We start from the raw sequence: 19,193 nt of genomic DNA, 5'->3' as shown, positions 1-19,193 counted from the left end.
ACGACGACAGGGTTGCCTGACGCCGAGCGGGACGACGGACATCTGCCTACCGCGACCAGGAACTCCGCCGGTAATCGGACCGGGCAGCGCGTCGATGGCGCTGCATACGACCAGGACGGAGGCACCGATGACGATGGCGGCAGCACTCGGCAGGGACACGCCCCCCACGAACGACCCGGAGGCGATCAGCCGGGTGAGCGGGGCGCTGCTGGGCTGGCTGGAGCGCAACGACCCGGCGATGGCGGAGCGGGTGACGAGCGACCCCTACGGGCCGATGGCCCTGCGGGAAGGAGCCGTCGCGGTCCTGCGGAAGCTGCGCCGGGCGGAACTGGTACGGATCAGCCCGCGGGAGATCGAGCCGGACGAGGACGTGGACTTCGACGTCCCAGACCAGGTGTATCTGACGGTCCCGGCCGAGGGTCTGGAAGCAGCTCTGGTGGCGATGCTGGGCTCGGAGGATCTGTACTGGGAGCACAAGCTCTGGGCGCTCCCGCTCCTGAACCCGACGAACACAGACGAGGAGAACTAGACAGCAGCCTCGCAGCCGACCTCTGGGGCCCGCTTTTCGACGATTCGGCTGGCTCGGCTCCCGACAGAGGCACGGTCGCCGCCAACAGGCGCCCGGAGCACGTCACCGAACCGGTTCCGTCCCAGGGCGGCTCTCGTAAGACATCCGTCGCCAACGCCCCTCCGCCCGGCGCGGCGAAGAATCCTGATCCCGGTAGGCGAGGTGCCAGCGACCGCCAGCGACACCCCGGACCTCGCCCACAAGCAGGTCTGTTTGACGATATCTCCATTTCTGACCAGGTATCAGCGCCCTCCGGCAGATCGTCCCCAGAGCCGGACGCGCGACCGTCCGAAGCCCGAAGCCACAGGGGAGGTAGCCGGGCGCACGCGAACAAGTCGCGCCAGACAACAGCCCTCTCTCGTCCCACATCACAGTCCAATCCCGCATCGCAGGCCGCTTCCGATGGGCTACCTCGAGACCATAGTCCGGTAGCGAATGCCGCTTTTCGCCTCGAATCCGAATCCGCGCCGGAGGGAGGTTCAACATCCGCGGGACCATCGGTTGACCGAGCGTCTGAGACCAATATCCGATTCCGCCCCCGGTCTCAAGACGATCTCGCTCCGCCGGGCGTGCGAGGGAAAGCCCGTGCCAACATCGAGGCGTTGAAATTACTGCGGTGGCTCCGTGATACCGGACGGAGCGCGACCGCCACCGATCAGACGATCCTGGCACGCTGGTCGGGCTGGGGATCGCTTCCGCAGGTATTCGATGAGCGCGCAAGTGGTTGGGACGCTGAACGTGCCGAGATTCGGGCGCTGCTCGATGAAGCCGAGTGGAATGCTGCCCGGACCTCGACGGTCAACGCCCATTACACCGATGCCTCGCTTGTCCGTGTTTGCTGGGATCTTCTCGCTGATCTCGGGTTTGCTGGTGGCCGGGTACTGGAGCCCGGGTGTGGATCAGGCCATTTTCTCGGGCTGGCACCTGACGTCCCCCTCGACCTCGTCGGGGTCGAGGTTGAACCGACCACGGCTGCCATCGCCACCGCGCTCTACCCCCACGCGCGCATCCTCTCCGAGGGTTTTGAAGAAACCCGGCTGCCGGCAGGCAGCTTCGACGCGGCGATAGGCAACGTTCCGTTCGGGAACTATCCGTTGCATGACCCGTTGCACAATCCGCATGGCCACACCATCCACAACCATTTTGTAATCAAGGCATTGGATCTCCTGAAACCCGGCGGGATCTTGGTCACGATCACTTCGCCATATACCCTGGATGCCCGCAACCCAGGAGCCCGCCGGGACATGTACGAACGCGCGGACTTGCTCGGCGCGATCCGGCTCCCCTCGAACGCTCACATGGCCGCGGCCGGCACCAGCGTGGTCACCGACATCCTCGTACTCCGTCGCCGGCCGGCGGACGAGCCCCGAGCACCATTCGACTGGGAGACAACAGTCGAGATTGAGCTGCCAGAGGACAGCATCCGGCCGGACCTCCCGGATTCAATCCGGGTGAATCGGTACTTCGCCGAGCATCCCGATCGGGTTCTTGGCCGCTACGGCGTCGGCGGTGTGCACGCCAGCACAGTTACGGTCGCTCCAGTCGAGAGCTGGGGCGACCAGCTCGCCGTCCAGGCCCGCCAGATCGCGACGAGCGCGAAAGAGGCTGGACGAGGCTGGTCCCCGCGTCCGCTGGAATCGACGGGTCCAGCTCCGCCCAGCACTGCACGCCCCGACGAACACGACGGTGAGGTAGGCGCACTCACCCTCGTGAACGGCACTCTGTCGATCCTGGGCCGCGACGGGCAGCACCGGGCCGTCGCAGTCCGCAACAAGCGGGAGACGGAGGAACTGCGGGCGCTCATCACGCTCCGCGACGTCACCCGAGCCGTACTCGCCGCGCAGACCTCCGACGATCCCGCCGACACCGAGACCTGGCAGGCCGAACGACGGCGGCTCAATGCCATCTACGACCGCTATGTGAACCGTTTCGGTCGACTCGCCGACGTTCGCACGGTCGCACCAAGCACAGCGGACCAGCCCCCGGCGGTCACTCCCCGCGTCCCCGGACGCATCCTCGACGACCCAGGCTGGCCATTGCTCGCCGCCTTGGAGGTCGTCGACCACAGCACCGGTCAGATCACAAAAGCTGCGATCTTCGAGGAACGAGTCATCGCGCCGCGCCGCGAGCCCACCGGCGCCACGACTGCCGCCGAAGCACTCTCGCTGTGCCTGGCGACCTATGGCCGCGCGGACCTGCACCGCATCGCTGGCCTGCTCGGCGTCGATGAAGACAGCGCACTGGCTGAACTCGGTGACCTCGTCTACGAACTGCCGCCTTCGTCTGCGACACCAACGAGTCCCGGTACCGAGTTTCCCCCGAATTCGCCTGTCATCGAGGCGGAACAGCGGATCGAGATCGCGACCGCATATCTGTCGGGGAACGTACGCTCCAAACTGGAGGTCGCTCGTGCCGCCGCAGTGGCTGATCCTCGATGGGAGCGCAACGTCAGTGCGCTCGAGAAGGTCCTTCCTCGCGATCTGACGCCGGAGGAGATCGGAGTCCAACTCGGCGCGCCGTGGCTGCCTACTGAGATCATCGGTACCTTCGTCGGTGACCTCCTCGATATCACGCCACCTGTCGTGCACCACTCGGAGAAGACCGCCACCTGGGAGATCGACATCCCCTGGCAGCGTCGCAGACAGCTTGTTACGGCGGTGAGCAAGTGGGGTACACGGCGGGTCAACGCCGTCTCCCTGATCGAGCAGATGTTGAACATGAAGCCGACCGTCGTCTACGACGAAGACAACGAGGGCACACGCATCCGCAATGTCGTGGAGACCGTCGCGGCGAACAACAAGCGCGACCAGATCGCTGAGCAATTCACCCGCTGGGCCTGGGAGAATCCCAGCCGGAGCACCAGTCTCAGCCGTCTCTATAACGACCGGTTTAATTGCCTGGTCCTGCCGACCTTCGACGGCTCCCATATGACTTTTCCAGGCATGTCGACCGCGTTCCCTCCCCATTCCCACCAGCGGGATGCAGCCTGGCGGATCGTCTCCGGCGGCATGGGCGGCAACGGCGGTAACGTGCTGCTCGGACACGTTGTGGGTGCAGGCAAAACCGCTGCTATGATCATGGCAGGTCAAGAAATGCGCCGACTTCGGCTCGTAAACAAACCTATGTACGTTGTTCCCAATCACATGCTCGAGCAGTTCGGCCGCGAATTCATCCAACTCTATCCGAACGCAAAAATCCTGCTCGCCCAGAAGTCCGACCTTGGTCGCGACGCTCGACAGGCGTTCGCAGCCAGAGCCGCCACCGGGAACTGGGATGCGATCATCATCAAACAATCAAGTTTCGGTATGCTCCGCGTCAGCTCAAAGATCGAGAAGGAGTTCCTCGAGAAAGAACGGGATTCTTACCGTGCACTGCTTCAGGAGCTGGCGATGGACCGGGAGAAAAATCGGTTCACCGTCAAGGAGCTGGAGAAATCCGTCCTGAAGTTCACCACACGGTTGAAAGCTCTCGCCGAACGCCGCCAGGACCCGGGCCTGGTCACGTTTGACATGTTCGGCGTCGACTACCTGTTCGTCGACGAAGCTCACATGTACAAGGGGCTCCGCGTTGTCACGAAGCTACCGATCTCCGCCCCGGCCAGCGAGCGTGCCTTCGACCTGTGCATGAAACTCGACTGGCTCCGTCAGGCTCATGGGCCCCGCGTTGCGACTTTCGCCACCGGTACCCCGATCGCGAACTCGCTGTCCGAGCTGTGGGTCATGCTGCGCTATCTCGCGCCCGAACTTCTGGCCGAGATGAAGATCGAGCATTTTGATGCCTGGGCGGCAACCTTCGCCCGTGCCGTCACTGGGCTCGAGCTTGCTCCCGAAGGCGGCTCTTTCCGCGTCAAAACCCGGTATGCCGCCTTCGACAATGTCCCGGAGCTCCTCTCCCTCTACCGCACTGTCGCCGACCTCAAGACCGCCGAGGACATCCGCCTACCCACCCCTGCCATCCACAGCGGCAAACCGGTGACGGTCACCGTTCCCGGCTCGGACGAACTCCACAACTTCATCAGCGAACTCGGTGAACGTGCCGAGGAAGTCCGCACCGGCAAGATCGACCCGAAGCATGACAACATGCTCAAGATCAGCAGCGACGGTCGGCTCGCATCCCTCGACCTCCGCCTCGTCGGCCGTCCGCCTGACCCGGCCGGCGGCAAAATCGGTGTCTGCGCCCAACGCGTCGCCGATCTCTGGCACGAACACGCTGCCGATCTGTTCACTGACGCCGACGGCCGTCCTCACGCCACCCCAGGCGCCTGCCAAGTCATCTTTTGCGATCAAGGAACCCCCACCAAACAGGAGGGTCGGTTTACCATCTACAACGCACTCCGTGACCTACTCGTGGATCTAGGAATTCCCCGCGAGCGGATTGCCTTTGTCCATGACTATGACACCGACGCGGCGAAAGCCCGCCTCTTCACCGCTTGCCGTGATGGTCAGATCAACGTCATCATTGGCAGTACCGGAAAAATGGGCGTCGGTACCAACATTCAGCGTAGGCTCATCGCACTGCACCACCTCGACGTCCCATGGCGACCAGCCGATATCGAACAGCGCGAGGGGCGCATTCTCCGCCAAGGAAATCAGTGCCCCGAAGTACATATCATTCGCTATGTCACGGAGGGGTCATTTGATGCCTTCATGTGGCAAGCTATCGAAAGAAAAGCTCGATTCATCACACAGATCATGGCGGGAAAGACCGATGCCCGAACCATCGACGATCTCAACACCGATCAGGTTCTCAACTACGCCGAGATCAAAGCACTTGCCACCGGCTCGCCCCTCGTCGTCCAAGCGGCGGCGCTCGACATGGAGATCACCCGTTTACGTCGGCTCGCCACCGCCCACGCTTACGAACAGGAAGATCTTGCTGCCAGCATCACCAGCGAGGAAACTTTCCTCACCGCCACCCGGGACCAGGCAGATCGCATCCGCCAGCTCATCGCCGCACGACGAGACACCCGAGGCAAAGCCTTCACGGCAATGATCGACGGAAAATGGTTCGACGACCGAACCGCTGCGGGTACCCACCTCATAGACCGGGCTCACCTACAAACAAAAGATCGATATCTCCAAGACGTCACACTCGGAACTATCGGCAATATACCCGTCATCACACGGCGCCTATCCAGCTCTCTCGAAATATGGGTCGATGGCGCACACGACAACGTTATCAACATAGACGTCGCTGACGACGCGGCCGACCCCGGACGTGTCATTGTCAATCTCGAGAAGAACATCCGCCGATTCGATACGATTCTCAGCGCTCTGGACGCCACCGCTGACAGGCTCAGCGAGGAAATCACTAAAGCTCGAGAGCTGAAGGGCCAGCCGTTCCCACAGCGCGACCAACTCAACGCCCTCATCCATGAACGCGACAGCCTGACCAAACAGCTCGAGAAACTCGGCAGAAAGAAAACTCCCGTTTCGGCAGCTATGGCCAAGCCCGAGGAGTCAGGACCCGCTCCTCCGGTTCTCTGACACGCACTCCCCCGTTCCGCGCAAATTACCCTGACATCCCCTATACTCCAACCATGAAGATCATCAACCTGGACGGACAGGACAATACTGTAGGCACTGAAACGGATCTTGTGATGTCGCTGTCCACCGGCGAGTTCGATCAGGTGAGCGCAACTACACCGATACCCAAGATCTTGTAAACGCTCTTCTGCTCAAACTGGCCCTCGAGGTGCCGTCACGCTCGACAAGCCGTGGTCAGACCTGTGGATCGACCATGGGCACGTATCTTCCCGGTAGTCGAGGCTGAAATCTCAAGCAGGCCGACGTTGCTGTGTCGGTCGGGAACACCCAATGCGTCTACCGTGTCATGGCTACGCAAGCGAGAACGGGCACCAAATGTTGGCCGCCACGAGCACCACGGAGTCGGGTTACCGCCGCCGCGATGTCGCTGAGTTCGAGCACTACTGGGCGCGCCGTGCCGCCAGCGCGCCCAGTGTCCCCGGCCACCGCCCGGCTCGATCCCGTTTCGTACCAGGCAAAAGCGCAGCGAGAAGGCGCCGTGGTGACACGAGTGCGCAGGCTCGCCACCGTGGTGCTCGTTCTCATCGACACCGGCTCATCGGATCTCGGACTGGTGCCCATCGCCGTCAGCAGTTGGTGCTCGTTGTGACCGACATAGCCAGTGCTCGGTTTCTCGCCGCATCAGGTGGGCCACCGACAGGGCGAGCACGCAGGTGAACAGGTGGATCCGGATCTTGTGGTCGGTGAAGTGGTGGATCGGGGCGAACGACACGACGTGGGGGTCCTTGGCCTGGCGGAACCCGGCCTCGAGGTCTTCCTGGGATCGGTAGGCGTCGATGACCTGGTCGACCGGCCAGTCGTCGTGGTCGGTGACGAGGATCCGTTTGCCAAAGATCTCCTCTTCCAGGGCGGCCTGCGCCGTTTCGTCGTGGGTCCAGGTCAGGCGCAGGGAGGTGGGGGTGTCGCCGGTCAGCTCGGTGCGCAGCACCCGGGCGGCCCAGCGTGGGGCGAGGATGGTCCGGATGTCGGCTTCGACCGCGGCCCGGCCCCGGCGGGTGCGGCCGCGAGCGAGGCGGGCGGCGAGCTCGTCGAGCGTCCCGGTCGCCTTGGCGAGGGTCTGGGCGAAGCCGACCCGTTGGGCGGTGCGCAGCGTCGGCGAGTGGGTCAGGATCACCCGCCGGTCGGCGCCGAGTACCGCGGCGCGGGTGTCGAGCGCGGTCAGCCCCTCGCCGGCGTAGCGGCCGACCAGCGTCCGGTCGGCGGCCGGGCGGGCGAGTAGGTCGGGCAGGCCGGACGGGGGGACCGAGCCGACGAAACGCAGGCCGAGCTCGGCGAGCCGGGTGAAGTTCACGGTCGAGTTCTGCCCGGCGTCGAAGGTGAGCGTCAGCCCGCCCGGCGCGGTCACGGCGTCGGTGTAGCGGCGGGCCAGTTCCTCGATCATCGGGGTGAACTGGGTGACGTCGGGCTGGCTGCCCTTGTAGACCCGGGAGAGCAGCGGGATCCCGCCGTCCCTCGTGGCGACCAGGCCGAGGCCGACCAGGCGCAGGTCGTAGCGCTTCTGCTTGGCCTTGCCTCGGGCCGCGACCGGGGCGCGGGTGTTCATGGAGTCCAGGAACGTCGCGAAGTTCGTCATGTCCAGGATCAGCCCGGAGGTGTCGAGCCCGAACACCTCGATCATCCGCCGGGTCAGCGCCGCCTCGATCTCGTCGACCCTCTCCAGGTCGACGCGGTCCATCGCGTCCCAGAACCGGCGGTGCTCCAGCGTCTTCGCCGGGATCTGAATGATCCTGGGCAGCGAGGTCGTCGTGTACCAGTCGGCGAAGCCGGCCTTCGACCGCGGGTCGCAGACCCGGTTGAGCACGGCCAGTGCCAGGTAGGTCCCGACCGTCACCCCGCCGCTGACCTTCGCGTCCCCGACCAGGGTGTCGATGATCCCGGCGGCGTCCAGACGGGTGAGCATCCCCCACACGGCGGCGACGTCACCGAACCGGCAGTGCTCGGCAGCGCCAGGCCACCCCCGCCCTGCCCGGCCAGCCGGGCGATCACCTCGTCCTCGGTGCCGAGATAGACCTGGTCTACGATCCTGGGCTGCCCGTCGACCCGCGCGGACGTGGCGGCGTACAGGTACACTGGGTCACCCCGCCGTTTCTTGATGATCGGCGCCCCAATATGGGTAATGCACCCTCAAAGGCCATGATCGCAACCATCCGGTCGCGCAACGACGCAGGTCAACCGGCACGCACCAGATCGTTGATCATGGACGGAGAGGTCCAAGTTACCCGCCAGTCAGGAAACTCGGACTAGGGGACGACATTCCCTACGGCCACCTCCATCATCCGGTATAGCACCTGGTCGCCATGGGTAGGCCGCCGGGCGGACGATAGCTCAGGCTCATCGAATCTGCCCTGGCCCTCTGACGATGACCAACGCTTCTACTTCATCGCGCTCGTTTTTACCGCAGGCTACTCGTCGAACGGCTCCGCGCAGAACTGCGACATGAACGACCGTAAACGACTAGATGCTGGTCGCACAAATGCCCGCCAGCGCGGAGGCGACCGTAGTCCATCCGATCACCAATCGTTACGTGGATGGCACGCGCCTATAAATGATCACGAAGATGGAATATTTCGGACAGGATGCAGATCGATCCGGAAGGCGTCATCCCGTGAATCCGAACCCACAAGAAATGATCACCAATATCTATCCCGAATTGAGTACGGCCTGTTCGCCGCTTTGCCCGAGTCCACGCCGACTAAGGCACAGCGTCTCGCCGCCGGGTGACGATCCATCAATCCCCCTACACAGTCTGTTTTCCATCACCAGCGTGCGGCTTTCCTCACATATAGAAGGCGTATCGCGCCTCTGGAGTGCAGTCGTCGGGGAGATCGCGCAGGATGGCGCCTACTTCATTGGCGAAACGGACGGTGACCGGAAGCTTCTCGGCGAAGCGCGCCGAGTTCCAGTTCATCTTCGTCAGCAGCAGCACCTCGCGGAGAAGCTCCTGGGGGGCGGATTCCCCGACGTGATCGGTGATTTGTACCGGAGTCGGAACGTGCCCGTGGGGATAGCGTCCGAGCGAGGGGATGTACCCGGTCGTATAGAGATATCGGCGGTCGCCGACGCTGACGCAGACGCCTCGGGGTGGCGGATACTCACCGTGGCGCATCAGGCGCATGCCGGTTGACGGGGCGAGCGCGACCAGATCGTAGTCGTAGCCGTTGAGGGAGTCCTGGAATCCTGAGAGTTCGTCGGGGAAGAAGCATGACTGCTTGTGAACGACGAGCCGTCGGGGTGGGCGCTTCATTGTCTGTGTGTATCGGTCGGCGACGTCTGCGATCAGCCGGGCAGCCTCTTCGGCGGGAAGGTGCGGCCACTTTCCGTTCCACTCGAACGGGTTGCCTCGCAGCACGAACGCGTCGCCGTTCTCGGCGAACGCTTGGGCGACGCTGGTCCTCATGGCCGACCGCTCGCCGTGTGGCCGGTAGAACGTCACCCCGATGTGGCAGGTTCCCGCGGGGATGCCGACGGGCGCCCAGGGAAACCCACCGGCTTTGAAATAGACCGCGGTGAACAGGTTCCACGCAAGATCAGCAGGATGTTCAAGGCCAGAGGTGTGCGCCTCAAGATCCGATTCAATGGTTTCCTGTTGGAGCAGTTGTGTCCGCAGTCCGCGCCGCATCGCACGGGCCTTGATGCCTGCACGGAGGTTCCATACGGTCTCCACGCCCCGGTTCGTCTGATGGACAGCCCAGTAGCGTTTGGTGATCTCCGTGGGGAGCGTGATGAACACCACCGTGGGTGGGGCGTCCAGACTCGCCAGTTGCACAAGGCGGTTGTCGATGAGGTCCAGCAGGTGCTTCAGACCATCGAGCTTCTTCAGCCGGTTGGCCGTCAGCTCACGGATCTCGTTGGCAGTTATCTTCGCCTCCGGCCCGTTGGTCCGCAACTGTGAGGCGAACGGTCCGTTGAGCTGGAAGCCACAGAACGGATGGTGGTCGTCGTCACCGTCGACACCCTCAGCCGCACGGGACAGCCACGCGCGGGCCTTCGCGATGCAGTCAGCGGTCCCGATGAAGCCGGCAGTCACCGACGAAGGATGATTCGGCTGGTCTCGTGACCACGGGCCGGACGCCGGGATACCGACCTTGGGATCGATGTGGACGAGACCGTCAGCGAAGGCCAGATACGGCTCATCGAGCCATTCAACGGCCGGGCGCAGCGGCTTGAGGGTCAGGCTCACTGGTCGTCCTCGCTGTGTTCCGCGCCCCAGTCCCATTCGTCGAGCTCCCAGGAGCCGACCAGGGCATCCAACACGTCGTCCTCGTCGTCGCTGTCAAGCATGGAGATCGGATCGAAGCGTTTGTCCGTGATCTGCGGCCACTTGGCGTTCACGCGCGGGAAGTCCCCATCGACGATGATCGCCTGTTGCCCCACCTCCAGGACGACGCGGGCCTTGCCGTCCAGCAGGAAGTAGCGGAAGAAGTGGACCGCGTCGAAGTAGCCCTCGTTGTACATGCGCGACTTGCGCTTGGTCACCCTACGTCCGACGCGGCGTGGCTCAAGCGGCTCCTGCCCATCCTTCGTAAGGTGGAACTCCGGCCGGATGGTCAGACCCCATGAGCCCGGCTCGAACTGCTCGAAGCGAAGCTGCGCAGCCAGATGCCACCAGACGTTAGGTGGGCGTTCCGAGCGCTCACCTTCCTGCCGGACAACCTTCTTCGCCGACTGCCTCCGGCCCGTTTTGGTCTTGGCCTCCACACGCCGAGTGACGTTCTCGTGATCCGCAAGGAAGTAGTAGCGGTCATGGCCACGGTCATAGCGCACACCACGCCGGAGAAGCGCCCGGCGCAGTGCCGCGTTCAGCAGCCAGACATAGATGTTCTTGTTCTCCGACTTCAGCAGGCCCGTGGCATCGAGCCGTTCGGCCGAATCCGGGTCAACCACCTCCTGGAACGGACTCTCTGGCCCGGCGAGATCGTGAAACGCCCACACCTCACCCTTGAGCAGCACGAACGGCAGGACTTGGTTGTGCTTCGGCCGCGGCAGGTGCTCGTCGACCTCGGCGGTCGTGCGGAACACCGACGTCGCCCTCCAGACGGAGTCCGGCAACTCGGAGACCGGCAGCAGAGAAAGATCGACAATGTCGGCCTCCAACGACAACGGAGCCGGCTGCAGGTTCTTGGCCGCCAACCGCGCCTCGTGATCGGCCTTGTACTTCGCGAGTACCTCCACCGAGTAGATCCGGGGATTGCGGTCGACGATCGGATGACAGCGCCCGCAGAACAACGTCAGGTTCTCCACGGCGTCCACGTCGTCCGACAGCGGGACCGCGTGGGATCGCGGACCCTGTCGGCCGACCCCGACGATATGGGCGCGCTGCCCCAACGTCACCGGCTGCTCTCCTGGAGCAACCTGATGCGTAACCGTGTTCGTGCAGCCGGGGAAGGCGCACTGATTACCGGAGAGGGCGAACAGCCGGTTGGTGACCGAATCGGGGATGTGCTTGCGTGTACTCGACGCCACGAGCTCACAGTACGTGCCAGCACCGACAACATCGCTGCCGCTGGAGGCCGCCAGCCACGGGAAGAGGACTGGCCTGACCGGCTAGCCCCTGCCGCACAGCTCCGGAGCGAACACGGCACCGTAAAGCCGCGCCAAAATGATCAAAGGTAGATGTGCGACCGCGCCAACGTCGACCCGCTTCGCGCGTACCGCTCACATCCTGGCCAGCTCGGAACACCAGGGCGATCACAGGATCACGAATATGTCCAAAACGCGGCTGGGAAGCCATGCCCTGCGAGATCTTGAGTGACGATCAAAAGCATCGACAGCCTGTCGACTGGCTGGCCGCCCCTCCTCGATCCAGCCGGCTGGCCATCACGGAGTGTGTTCAACTGCCCCGCGACCGGACCGCCGCCGGATGCCGCCTGATGCCGCCGTGGGTTGCCCCGTGTCGTGCCATGTCGCCGAGTCCTGCTAACGAGCCGCTAACTAATGATCTTTATGGATCGGCCAAAGATCTTTGATCATGCTTCTGACCTGGGCGAACGGGGTGGAGACGAGGGGACTTGAACCCCTAACCCCTGCCTTGCAAAGGCAGTGCTCTGCCAATTGAGCTACGCCCCCGGAGACGACCCAACCAAGAGTACGACACGGGGGCTCCGGTGGGCCGGTAGCTGGCGGATCGCGGCATCACGATCACGATCATGGTTCAGGCCATGCGCCGACCTGATCGCTCGACACGGCGAGGTATGCGACAGGCTGGCGGGCTGGGCCGCGCCGTCCTCGGCACGGACGCCGACAGACCGGGCGCTGGTAGGGAGCTGCCGGCGGGGGTCGCATCGCGCCGGGACGCGGGAGGCCCGTCGTCACGTAGGGGCGGGACGCGAGCCCTCTGCGTACATCATGACTCCGGATACGACCAGCGTTGTTGCGGTCCGCCGGACAGCACTACCTGATTCACTATAAGTTAGGTTAACCAAAGTTGATGAAGTCAATCACATCGGCAGGCGGCGAAGGAGCACGCGACGGCCCGTACACAACGGAGCGCGAAGAGGTGCACAACCTTGACATCGCCGGATTATTCCGAGTATAGGTAAGCCTAACTTAACCAATAATCATGACATGGTGCTCCGCCTGAGCGTCCTCGGACGAGGTACGTCTGGTCAGCGCCGACGCGGTCACATGACTGGAAGGGCAGCCATGGTAGGACGTCTGCACGATCGGGCCGGAGAACTGACAGAACTCGGTGTCCACGACATGGTCGGGATCGGGTTCGGACCTTCCAACCTCGCCCTGGCAATCGCCGTCGAGGAACACAACGCCCAGGTAGCACCCTCGGCGGCACTGCGGGTCACCTTCCTGGAACGCCAGGAACGCTTCGGCTGGCATCGGGGAATGCTGCTCGACGGCGCCACCATGCAGGTGTCGTACCTGAAGGATCTCGTTACCCTACGCAACCCGGCGAGCGATTTCAGCTTCGTGTCGTACCTGCACGGCCAGGACCGGCTGGTGGACTTCATCAACCACAAGACGATGTTCCCGTTGCGGCACGAGTTCCACGACTACCTGGAATGGGCGGCGAGCCGCCTCGACCATCTCGTGGAGTACGGCTCGGAGGTCATCGACCTACGGCCGGTCACCCGCGGCAGCGAGATCGCCTTCATCGACGTGGTGAGCCGGCGCGGCGGGGATCCCGAGCGGACCGAGGTGCGCCGGGCCCGCAACGTCGTCATCGCGGCCGGCCTGGAGCCTCGCACGCCGGACGGGATCGAGATCACCGAGCGGATCTGGCACAACCACGACCTGCTCGACCGCGTCAACGCCATGCCGTCGACACCGCGGGGGCGGTTCCTCGTCGTCGGCGCCGGCCAGAGCGCGGCCGAGGTGACCGAGTACCTCCACTCCAACTTCCCGCGGGCCGCGGTGCACACGGTGTTCGCCCGCTACGGCTTCAGCCCCGCCGACGACAGCTCGTTCGCCAACCAGATCTTCGACCCGACCGCGGTCGACGACTTCTTCCACGCCTCCGACGAGGTCCGGGCGATGCTGCTCGACTACCACCGGGGGACCAACTACTCGGTGGTCGACACCGATCTCATCGACGAGCTGTACCGCCGCGTCTACCAGGAGAAGGTGCGCGGCGTCGAGCGGCTGCACATGGTGCGGGCATCCCGGGTCACCGGCCTGGAGGACATCCCGGACGGCGTCCGGGCGACCATCGAGTTCCTCCCCACCGGCCGGCGCCAGACCCTCGACGCGGACGTGGTGGTGCTGGCCACCGGCTACCGCTCCCGCGACCCGTGGCGTCTGCTCGGCGGCATGGCGGCGGTGTACAACGCCGACGACGCCGGCCGTCTGCGGGTGCGGCGCGACTACCGGGTGATCACCTCGGCGGGGACCACGGCCGGCATCTACATCCCTGGTGCCACCGAGTACGCGCACGGCATCTCCTCGACGCTGCTGTCGAACGTCGCCGTCCGGGCCGGGGAGCTCCTGCGCTCCACCCTCGACCATGCCGATGGCCACTCCAGCGAGCATGTCGACGACACCTCGGCCACGGACGAGGTGACCGCCGACGCTCCGGCCCTGGCGCTGGGCTGACCAGGCGGCACGGCCACGGCGGTCCACGGCGGTCCACGGCGGTCCACGGCGGTCCGCGGTGACCCGCAGTGGCGTGCAGCGGCCCACAGTGGCGTGCAGTGGCGTGCCGGGCACGGCGACGGCCTGGGCGAACCATCCGATCACAACCAAAGGATGATCGCTCGTAGCCGGAGGACGACGAGCAACGGACCGGAGGGCAAGGGTGCGTACTGGCGGGCCGTCGAGACAGGACGTCCTCACCAGCTCGATCATCAGCCAGTGGCGCCAGATCGCCGTGGGCTCGGTGATGGTCGCGGGGCATCAGGTCGGTGAGGCCCTGGTCCCGGTCCTGATCGGGATCATCATCGACCGGGCCGTGTCGACCGGGGCCACCGGCGATCTCCTTCGCTGGCTCGCCGTCCTCGCGGTCACGTTCGCCGGCCTTTCGTTCTGCTACCGCTTCGGCGCGCGGTTCGGGGAACGTGCCGCCGAACGCTCCGCGCACAACCTGCGCATCCAGCTCACCCGCCGTGTCCTGGACCCGCGGGCGGGCGCGGAAACCGGTCGCCTGTCCGGGGCGCTGGTGAGCATCGCCACGGGGGACGCCCAGCGGGTCGGCATCGTGAACGCGGCGCTGCCCGCGTCGATCGCGGCCGTCACCGGCCTGCTGGTCGGCGCGGTCGCGCTGCTCACGGTCTCCGTCCCGCTCGGCCTGCTGGTGCTGTTCGGCGCGCCGTTCCTGCTGTGGGGGACGCATCTGCTCGGCCGGCCGCTGGAACGCCGCAGCGACACCGAGCAGGAACGCGCCGCGCACGCCTCGGGTGTCGCCGCCGACCTTGTCGCCGGGCTGCGGGTGCTCAAGGGCATCGGCGCCGAGCCGGCCGCCATCGCCCGCTACCGGCGCACCAGCCAGGACTCCCTAACCGCGACCCTGCGGGCGGCCAGCGCGAAGGCCTGGCACGACGGCGGCGTCCTCGCGCTGACCGGGATCTTCATCGCGCTGGTCGCGCTGGTCGCGGGCCGGCTCGCGGCCGAGGGCGACATCTCGGTCGGTGATCTGATCGCCGCGGTCGGGCTCGCCCAGTTCCTGCTCGGACCGCTGTCGATCTTCGCCTGGGTGAACGCGGAATTCGCCCAGGGCCGGGCGTCCGCCGGCCGCATCGCCTCGGTGCTGGCGGCGTCCCCGGCGGTCGGGGCCGGGACGAGGAGCCTTCCCGAGCCTGTGCGGGGCCAGGTCCGCTTCCAGGACGTGACCTACGGGCCGCTGCGAGGCCTGACGTTCACCGCCGCCCCCGGCGAGCTGCTGGGAGTCGTCACGGCTGATCCGGCGGCGGCCACCGCCGTCCTGCGGTGCCTGGGACGCGAGGCGGACCCCGACACCGGCTCGGTCGAGCTCGACGGGGTGCCGCTGTCCGAGGTGCACCCGGCGGCGGTCCGCGCAGCGGTCCTGGTGGCCGCGCACGACGCGGAACTGTTCGAGGGAACCCTGATCGAGAACGTCGTGGCGCCCACGCCCGGCGGTGAGCCGGCTGAAGATGAGCCCGCCGGACGTCAGCCTGTCGCTGTTGGGAGTGGGCTCACCGGGCATGGCCTCGGAAGCGGCCCGGCCACGGTCGGTATCAGCGCCGGGAGCTCGGTCGGTGCCGATGCCGGTGGCGCGGCGGGGGCCCGTACCGGAGGGGTGGTTGGACGGGCGCTGACGGCGGCGGGAGCCGACGAGGTCGCGAGCACCCTCCCGAACGGTGTCGACGAAGTGCTCGCCGAACGTGGACGGTCACTGTCGGGTGGGCAACGGCAACGTATCGCGCTTGCCCGCGCGCTCGCCGTCGACTCCCCCGTGCTGGCCGTGCACGACCCCACCACAGCGGTGGACGCGGTCACCGAGGCGCGGATCGCGGCCGGTATACGCGACATCCGCCGTGGCCAGACCACCATCCTGATCACGACGAGCCCGGCCCTGCTCGCGGTGACCGACCGGGTGGTGGTCGTCGACGGGGGCACGGTGGCCGTCGAGGGTACCCACGGCGAGCTCGTCCACGGCCACGCGGACTACCGGGCGACCGTGCTCACATGACGGCCACCGTCCACCTGATGACCACCGTCCCCGCGACGAGCGCTGTCCCCATAGCGGTCACTGTCCCCACGGTGAGCAGTGTCCACACTGCGGGCAGTGTCCATCCGACGGTCACCGTCCGCATGGCGAGCGCTGCCCACATAGTGGGCACTGTCCACATGGCAGACGTTGTCCATATGGCGGACGGTGCTCATGCGATAACAAGTGTCCACATGAGAGCCGGTGCGCGGGCCGGGCAGGTGGCCCTGAGTACTTGTCCTGGCACGATGACCACGCGGGAGAACCGACGATGACCAGCCCCGAGGCGTCCACGGTCAGCCCCGAGGCATCCACGACCAGGCTCGAGGCGTCCGTGCGGCCGGACGGCAACCGGGAACTGCTACCCACCGCGACCAACGCGCGCATCCGGGCCACGGTCGGCAAGCTGCTGCGTGAGCGGCGGGCGCTGACCATCACCGCGTTCGGCGTGCTGGCCCTGTCGACGGTGGTCGGCCTGCTCACCGCGCCCTTGCTCGGCCACATCGTCGACGTAGTGGCCGACGGCCGGCCAGCCGGCGCGATCACCACCCCGGTCGTGCTGCTCGTGGTCGTCGCGGTCGCGCAGGGCGTGCTGACCGCGGTCGGGGTCACCCTCGTCGCCCGGCTCGGCGAAGGAGTGCTGGCCGTCCTGCGCGAACGCTTCGTGGAACGCGCGCTCACCCTGCCGCTGGAACAGGTGGAACGGGCCGGTACCGGCGACCTGACCTCACGCGTGACCAACGATGTCACGAGGATCACCGAGGCGGTCCGCGGGGCGCTGCCGGAGATGGCCCACGCCGCTCTGACCATCGGGTTCACCCTGGTGGGGCTCGCGGTCCTCGACTGGCGTTTCACGCTCGCGGCCCTGCTAGCCGCGCCCGTCCAGTTCCAGGCGGTCCGCTGGTACGCCGGGCGCAGCATCCCCCTCTACGCCGAGCAACGTATCGCCGCCGGCGCCCAGCAGCAGCAGCTCCTCGACACCATCGGCGGCGCGGCCACCGTCCGGGCGTTCCGCCGCGACGACGAGCACATCGGCCGGGTCACCCGGCGCTCCCGGACCACCGTCGACCTGGCCCTGCGGGGAATCCATCTGATCACGCGGTTCTACGCCCGGCTGAACCTCGCCGAGTTCATAGGTCTCGCCGCCGTCCTCACGGTCGGGTTCCTGCTGGTACGTAACGGATCGGTGACGATCGGCACCGCGACCGCGGCGGCCCTGTACTTCCACAACCTGTTCAACCCGATCAACGTGGCGCTGGCGCTCGTCGACGAGGCCCAGGCCGCGACCGCGAGCCTGGCCCGGATGGTGGGCGTCGCCGACATCCCGACGACGCCGGAACCACACCGGCCCGCCAAGCCGGCCAATGTGCCGGTCAATGCGCCGGTCAACGTGTCAGCCAATGTGCCGGACGCCGCGCCGGTCGCGGTCCCGGCCACCAGGCCAGCCACCAGGCCGGTGACCGCGCCGGTCGCCGTGCCGGTCGCCGTGCCGGTGGACGCCTCGGTCAGGGCCGCCGGCGTCGGCCACGCCTACCGGCCCGGCCACGAGGTGCTACGTGACGTCGACCTCGACATCGAGCAGGGCGAACGGGTCGCGCTCGTCGGCGCCAGCGGCGCGGGCAAGACGACCCTGGCCAGGCTCATCGCGGGCATCCACCGCCCCACCAGCGGGTCGATCGCGCTCGGCGGCGTGGAGCTGGACGAGCTCGGCCCGGCCGCGGTCCGCCGGACAGTCGTCCTGATCTCCCAGGACGTGCACGTCTTCGCCGGGCCGCTCGCCGACGACCTGCGGCTGGCCCGCCCAGACGCCGGCGACGACGAGCTGCTGGCGGCGCTCGACCGGGTCGGCGCGGCGGGATGGGCGCAAGCGCTGCCCGAGGGGCTGGCCACCGTGGTGGGGGAGGGCGGGCACCGGCTGACCGTCACGCAGGCCCAGCAGCTCGCGCTCGCCCGCCTGGTCCTCACCGACCCGCCCGTGGCGATCCTCGACGAGGCCACCGCGGACGCCGGCAGCGCCGGTGCCCGCATCCTGGAAGCCGCCGCCGAGCAGGCGCTGGCGGGCCGGACCGGACTGGTCGTCGCGCACCGCCTCACCCAGTCGGCCGGCGCGGACCTCGTCGTCGTCCTGGACGACGGGCGGATCGTCGAAACCGGTACGCACGACGAGCTCATCGCCGCCGGCGGGCGCTACGCGGCGCTGTGGGAGGCATGGTCGGACACTCGCGCGCCACAGGACGCCCCCGTCGGTCAGTAGAACACCCGGCAAAAAGAAGATCACCGGTTGTTTGTCGTTGGGTACGCCGACCGAGCCGAAAAGCGTACCGAACGACAAACTCGCCCAGATCATGCTCCGGACGGGTGGTCGCGGACGCCGTCCGCGCCGCCTGGCCCGCGCTCCGGGGACCCGGGCCGCCGGACGGGGCGGTCCAGGGGCTGGACGCGGCCTGGGCCGGATGTACGGGACGGGTGGCCCCGCAGGCGCGGGGATCTTCCGGTATCGAGCCCATGCCGGGCGGATGAGACAGGTCACATGCACGGGGCGGGTGTGATCAGCCGGACTGCGTGATGTAGGCACTACCGGCCCGAGCCGGGCGCTCGGATACGAACGCTCCCCGCGCACGCGGGAATCTTCCGGTACCGAACCCGGGGCCGGGCGTGCGGGACGGGTAACCAGCCAGAGCGCATGCTGTCGGCACCGGCCGGCCCGGGCCGGGCATGCGGGGGCGGGCCGGCGGCAGCGGTGGGTCAGTTGCGGGCGGCGGCTTCCATTGCCTCGATCAGGCTCTTGGGGCGCATGTCCGTCCAGTGTGTCTCGATGTAGTCCAGGCACTCCTGGCGCGGGCCCGGCCCGTGCTCGACCGTCCAGCCGGCCGGGACGTCGATGAAGTCCGGCCACAGGCTGTACTGCCCCTCGGCGTTGACCAGGACGGTGTAGACGCCGTCGGGTTCCTCGAACGGGTTGGTC

At 66.5% G+C, this 19,193-nt stretch carries 10 protein-coding genes, 1 tRNA gene and 1 pseudogene; 5 read left to right on the top strand and 7 right to left on the bottom strand.

All coding sequences use genetic code 11. The features are described from left to right. On the top strand, window positions 1-529 hold a 529-nt coding region (locus DD1DGNOD_RS00050), incomplete at its 5' end, for a hypothetical protein (RefSeq protein ID WP_206442847.1). Window positions 530-2,010: 1,481 nt separating this feature from the next. On the opposite strand, the gene DD1DGNOD_RS27575 is transcribed toward DD1DGNOD_RS00050, so the two are convergent. Beyond that, complete coding sequence (locus DD1DGNOD_RS27575; protein WP_206442846.1) at window positions 2,011-2,634, bottom strand: hypothetical protein; 624 nt, start codon at window positions 2,632-2,634, stop codon at window positions 2,011-2,013. Between DD1DGNOD_RS27575 and DD1DGNOD_RS00045 the strand changes: the two genes are divergently transcribed. Beyond that, window positions 2,605-6,054: a hypothetical protein gene (locus DD1DGNOD_RS00045; RefSeq protein WP_206442845.1), complete on the top strand. Its 3,450-nt coding sequence runs from the start codon at window positions 2,605-2,607 to the stop codon at window positions 6,052-6,054. The two genes, DD1DGNOD_RS27575 and DD1DGNOD_RS00045, sit on opposite strands and share 30 nt — an antisense overlap. Window positions 6,055-6,649: 595 nt before the next feature. Here DD1DGNOD_RS00045 and DD1DGNOD_RS00040 read toward each other — a convergent pair. The 4 genes and pseudogenes from DD1DGNOD_RS00040 to DD1DGNOD_RS00025 all read right to left on the bottom strand — a co-directional run. Beyond that, window positions 6,650-8,062 (bottom strand): annotated as a pseudogene (locus tag DD1DGNOD_RS00040) (IS1634 family transposase); the annotation flags it as partial. An 828-nt stretch (window positions 8,063-8,890) separates the two neighbouring features. Further along, window positions 8,891-10,294, bottom strand: coding sequence for a hypothetical protein (locus DD1DGNOD_RS00035; RefSeq protein ID WP_131764592.1), 1,404 nt, complete (start codon window positions 10,292-10,294; stop codon window positions 8,891-8,893). After that, window positions 10,291-11,577, bottom strand: a complete 1,287-nt coding sequence (locus DD1DGNOD_RS00030; protein WP_131764591.1) for a hypothetical protein — start codon at window positions 11,575-11,577, stop codon at window positions 10,291-10,293. Before DD1DGNOD_RS00030 ends, DD1DGNOD_RS00035 begins: the two co-directional genes overlap by 4 nt. Before the next feature lie 530 nt (window positions 11,578-12,107). After that, a tRNA-Ala gene (locus tag DD1DGNOD_RS00025) sits at window positions 12,108-12,180 on the bottom strand. Between the two features lie 576 nt (window positions 12,181-12,756). Here DD1DGNOD_RS00025 and DD1DGNOD_RS00020 point away from each other — a divergent pair. Both DD1DGNOD_RS00020 and DD1DGNOD_RS00015 read left to right on the top strand, forming a co-directional pair. Beyond that, window positions 12,757-14,157, top strand: a complete 1,401-nt coding sequence (locus DD1DGNOD_RS00020; RefSeq protein WP_131769157.1) for a lysine N(6)-hydroxylase/L-ornithine N(5)-oxygenase family protein — start codon at window positions 12,757-12,759, stop codon at window positions 14,155-14,157. 202 nt (window positions 14,158-14,359) lie between these two features. Further along, a complete protein-coding gene (locus DD1DGNOD_RS00015) occupies window positions 14,360-16,210 on the top strand; it encodes an ABC transporter ATP-binding protein (protein WP_131764590.1) in 1,851 nt (616 codons plus the stop codon). Here DD1DGNOD_RS00015 and DD1DGNOD_RS26265 read toward each other — a convergent pair. Then, the gene (locus DD1DGNOD_RS26265; protein ID WP_165034624.1) at window positions 16,203-16,370 is read right to left on the bottom strand and encodes a hypothetical protein; all 168 of its coding nucleotides are present in this window, start codon (window positions 16,368-16,370) and stop codon (window positions 16,203-16,205) included. The two genes, DD1DGNOD_RS00015 and DD1DGNOD_RS26265, sit on opposite strands and share 8 nt — an antisense overlap. Before the next feature lie 129 nt (window positions 16,371-16,499). On the opposite strand from DD1DGNOD_RS26265, the gene DD1DGNOD_RS00010 reads away from it, so the two are divergent. Further along, a complete protein-coding gene (locus DD1DGNOD_RS00010) occupies window positions 16,500-18,482 on the top strand; it encodes an ABC transporter ATP-binding protein (protein WP_131764589.1) in 1,983 nt (660 codons plus the stop codon). A 491-nt stretch (window positions 18,483-18,973) separates the two neighbouring features. Here DD1DGNOD_RS00010 and DD1DGNOD_RS00005 read toward each other — a convergent pair. Then, the coding region (locus DD1DGNOD_RS00005) for an MbtH family protein (protein WP_131769156.1) at window positions 18,974-19,193 on the bottom strand (220 nt) is incomplete at its 5' end.

Source organism: Candidatus Protofrankia californiensis (assembly GCF_900634765.1).
GTDB lineage: Bacteria > Actinomycetota > Actinomycetes > Frankiales > Frankiaceae > Protofrankia > Protofrankia californiensis.
The sequence above is the reverse complement of the archived record's forward strand: the minus strand, read 5'-3'. Positions and strand labels throughout refer to the sequence as shown.